Annotated in this window: 3 protein-coding genes; all 3 read left to right on the top strand. The window is 67.6% G+C overall.

What is annotated here, in order from left to right; translation table 11 throughout:
• The coding region (locus C7C56_RS10550) for an NfeD family protein (protein WP_106757380.1) at positions 1-970 on the top strand (970 nt) is incomplete at its 5' end.
• A gap of 1 nt (position 971) precedes the next feature.
• Positions 972-1,736, top strand: coding sequence for a slipin family protein (locus C7C56_RS10545; protein ID WP_106757379.1), 765 nt, complete (start codon positions 972-974; stop codon positions 1,734-1,736).
• A 273-nt stretch (positions 1,737-2,009) separates the two neighbouring features.
• Complete coding sequence (ypfJ, locus tag C7C56_RS10540; RefSeq protein ID WP_106757381.1) at positions 2,010-2,867, top strand: KPN_02809 family neutral zinc metallopeptidase; 858 nt, start codon at positions 2,010-2,012, stop codon at positions 2,865-2,867.
• The last annotated feature ends 28 nt before the right edge of the window (positions 2,868-2,895 follow it).

The following is a 2,895-nucleotide window of genomic DNA, read 5'->3' as shown; positions in this document are numbered from 1 at the left end:
CCCGCCCGGCACGGTCCCGCCCGGCGCGGTTCCCTCGCAGCCGGCCGAGCCGCCCGGTACGCCGGCGGCCGACGGCGCCCTCACGCGCAAGCAGGACAACGACGCCGCCGCCTATATTCGCGGGCTGGCGCAGCTGCGCGGGCGCAACGCCGACTGGGCCGAGCGCGCCGTGCGCGAGGCCGCCAGCCTGTCGGCGTCCGACGCGCTCGAACTCGGTGTGATCGACCTCGTTGCCGACGACGTGGCGCGGCTCGCGGCGCGGCTCGACGGCAGGCGCGTCGTCGTGCTCGGCCAGGAGCGCGTGCTGCGGCTGGCCGGCGCGGCGCTGCGCGATGTGCGGCCCGACTGGCGCGCGCGCCTGCTGACGACGATCACCAACCCGAGCATCGCGCTGTTGCTCATGACGGTCGGCATCTACGGTCTCATCTTCGAATTCATGAGCCCGGGCGCGATCGTGCCAGGCGTGGTCGGCGCGATCTGCCTGTTGCTGGGGCTCTACGCCTTGCAATTGCTGCCCGTGAACTACGTCGGTCTCGCGCTCATCGTCCTGGGCATCGGCCTGATGGTCGCCGAGTCCTTTCTGCCCAGTTTCGGGCTCATTGGGCTGGGCGGCATCGTCGCCTTTGTCGTTGGCGCCCTGATGCTGGTCGACACCGAATTGCCCGGCTTCGGCATCCCGCCCGGCCTGGTCGGTGCGCTCGCGCTGGTCAGCTTCGCCGTCGTCGCCGGCACCGCCGGGGTGGCCTTGCGCACGCGCCGCCTGGGCGCCGTCAGCGGCGCAGGGCAGATGCTCGGCGCCAGCGCGACAGTGCTCGACAGCAGCGGGCGCGAAGGCTGGGCCGAGGTCGCCGGCGAAATCTGGCGCGTCTCGAGCGACCTCACCCTGCGCCGCGGGCAGACGGTGCGCATCGTCGCGCGTACCGGGCATCTGCTCCAGGTAACCCCCATCGACCCCGATAAAGGAGAATGACATGTTGTTCGACTTCGGTTTCGGCCTCGGCACCCTGGTGTTCATCGTGCTTTTGTTGCTCGCCTCGGCGATCCGCGTCCTGCGCGAGTACGAGCGCGGGGTCGTGTTCCAACTCGGCCGCTTTTGGGCGGTCAAGGGGCCGGGCCTGATCAGCCTCATTCCCGTGCTCCAGCAGATGGTGCGGGTCGACTTGCGCACCATCGTGCTCGACGTGCCCAAGCAGGACGTGATCTCGCGCGACAACGTCTCGGTCAAGGTCAACGCGGTGCTGTATTTCCGCGTCGTCGATCCGGAGCTCGCCATCATCCAGGTCGAAAACTTCATGGAGGCGACCAGCCAGCTGGCGCAGACGACCCTGCGCGCGGTGCTCGGCAAGCACGAGCTCGACGACATGCTCGCCGAACGCGAACGGCTCAACATCGACATCCAGAACGTGCTCGACGCGCAGACCGCCGCCTGGGGCATCAAGGTCGCCAATGTCGAGATCAAGCACGTCGACCTCGACGAGTCGATGGTGCGCGCGATCGCGCGCCAGGCCGAGGCCGAACGCGAGCGCCGGGCCAAGGTCATCCATGCCGAGGGCGAGATGCAGGCGTCCGAAAAACTGATGCAGGCGGCCCACGTGCTGGCGCAGCAGGACGGCGCGATGCAGCTGCGTTATATGCAAACACTGAGCATGATCGCCGGCGACAAGACGGCCACGATCGTGTTCCCGATGCCGATGGAACTGTTCGCCGGCCTCACGGGGGCCACGCGCAAGGCCTGAGAGGCTGGGAGTCTTTCGGGCGTGCCCTTTCAGTACGCCGGAACGCGCCCGCTCGTCGTTGCAAACGCTCGCCATGGCCAGGGCTATGGCTGTGCTTTGCGCCGCGATCGGCCGCCGTCTGGCGCGCTGCCCGGGCACGTCCGAAAAACTCTCAGCCTCTGACGCTTCCCGGGCGTGCGCGCAACAGTTTTCCCGCCGCACGTATATTGCGCCAAAGATTCCTCTTTCCGGGTACAGTTCTTATTCGATTGGCAAATGTGCGTGGAGAAGAATATGAAATGGGAAGGCGGACGCGAAAGCGACAATGTGGAGGACCGCCGCGGTAGCGGCGGCGGCGGGTTCGGCGGCAAGTCGATAGGGATCGGCACGATCGTCATCGCGCTCGTCGGCTCCTACATTTTCGGCGTGAGCCCGTCCACGGTGCTCGAGGTGATCGGCGGCGGTGGCGCCGGGGAGCAGCAGCAGGGCCCGGCCGGACCGCCGATCAACGACCGCGACTCCAAGTTCGTCAAGACCGTGCTGGCCGACACCGAGGACGCCTGGGGCGCCTTGTTCCGCGCGCAGGGGGCGACCTACCAGCCGCCGACGCTGACCCTGTTCAGCGACCGCACGCCGACCGCCTGCGGCACCGGGCAAAGCGCGAGCGGCCCGTTCTACTGCCCCGGCGACCAGAAGGTCTACATCGACCTGTCCTTCTTCCGCCTCATGAAGGAGCGCTTCAACGTGGCTGGCGATTTCGCGCAGGCGTATGTGATCGCGCACGAGGTCGGCCACCACGTCCAGCATCTGATGGGCACCTCGCAAAAAATGCAAGAGGTGCGGCGCCAGGGCTCGGAATCGCAGGTCAACGCGATGTCGGTGCGCATGGAATTGCAGGCCGACTGCTACGCGGGCGTGTGGGCCTTCCACACCAACCAAAAACGCCAGATCCTCGAGGGCGGCGACGTCGAGGCCGCGCTCAAGGCGGCCACGGCGATCGGCGACGACGCTCTGCAGCGCCAGGGCGGCGGCGCTGTCGTGCCCGACTCGTTCACCCACGGCACCTCCGAACAGCGCGCGCGCTGGTTCAGCAAGGGGCTCGAGAACGGCAAGGTCGAAGGTTGCAACACCTTCGATACGCGCAATTTGTAGGCGCTGTCCGGGCACGAAATGAAAAGGG

It is taken from the genome of Massilia glaciei, assembly GCF_003011895.2.
GTDB classification, from domain to species: domain Bacteria; phylum Pseudomonadota; class Gammaproteobacteria; order Burkholderiales; family Burkholderiaceae_D; genus Telluria_A; species Telluria_A glaciei.
Note: the sequence above shows the minus strand (reverse complement) of the source record. Positions and strands in the feature narration are given on the sequence as shown.

Bases quoted from the DNA above. Each gene is read 5' to 3' on its own strand.
- C7C56_RS10545 (WP_106757379.1), top strand. From the start codon at position 972: ATGTTGTTCGACTTCGGTTTCGGCCTCGGCACCCTGGTGTTCATCGTG.
- ypfJ (WP_106757381.1), top strand. From the start codon at position 2,010: ATGAAATGGGAAGGCGGACGCGAAAGCGACAATGTGGAGGACCGCCGC.